Source organism: Kineococcus indalonis (assembly GCF_009906395.1).
GTDB classification, from domain to species: Bacteria; Actinomycetota; Actinomycetes; order Actinomycetales; family Kineococcaceae; genus Kineococcus; species Kineococcus indalonis.
The window spans coordinates 1-854 of record NZ_JAAALM010000908.1 but is presented as its reverse complement, the minus strand read 5'-3'; the positions used below and the strand labels follow the sequence as shown (position 1 = coordinate 854).

The following is an 854-nucleotide window of genomic DNA, read 5'->3' as shown; positions in this document are numbered from 1 at the left end:
GCTGCCCCCGCCCGCGCCCGCGGAGGCGCCCTGCCCGCCGCCGACGTTCGCGGCCACGCGGCCGGCCCACTCCGCCGGCAGCGGCACGTCCGTGCGGCGCGCCGCCCACAGGCCGAACAGGTAGCAGGAGACGAACCAGGTCGGCACGGCCAGCACGAACCCCACGAGGATGAGCAGCCCGATGTCGGCGCCCAGGCCCAGCAGCTCCCCGGCCGCCACCGGCCCCGGGTGCGGCGGGACGAACGCGTGCATGACCGCGAAGGCGCCGGCCGAGGGCAGCGCGTAGCGCAGCACCGAGCCGCCGAAGCGGCGGGCCACGGCGAAGATGATCGGCAGGAAGACGACGAAACCGGCGTCGAAGAAGATCGGGAAGCCGAAGATCAGCGAGGCCACGCCCAGGGCCAGCGGCGCGCGGGCCTCGCCGAACCGGGCGATCAGGGTGTCCGCGAGCACCTTCGCGCCGCCGGTCACCTCCAGCAGGCGCCCGACGATGACGCCGAAGCCGACCAGCAGCGCGACGCTGGCCAGCGTGCTGCCGAAGCCCTGCAGCAGGGTGTCGACCACGTCGCCGGTGGGGATGCCGGTGGCCACGGCGGTCAGGACGCTGACCAGCACCAGCGCGGGGAAGGCGTGCAGCTTGAAGCGGATGATGAGCAGCAGCAGCACGGCGACGGCGACGGCGGCGATGGCCAGCAGCACACCGGTGCCGTAGACGGGTTCGACCTCGGGCACGGGGACCTCCGGGGACGGGGACGGGGACGGCGGTGTCCCGCGGCCGGCACCGGGCCGGGGCAGCACCCCACCGGCACGTCGCGGTGGTCGAACCCTCCCACGCCCGCCCGGCGTGGCGGGGG

1 protein-coding gene is annotated in these 854 nt (G+C 75.9%); it reads right to left on the bottom strand.

Translation table 11 applies throughout. The annotated features are described in order from the left end of the window. Positions 1-732, bottom strand: a 732-nt coding sequence (locus GTR00_RS21880) for a GntP family permease (protein WP_166613589.1), incomplete at its 3' end; no start/stop codon positions are given. Between the last annotated feature and the right edge of the window lie 122 nt (positions 733-854).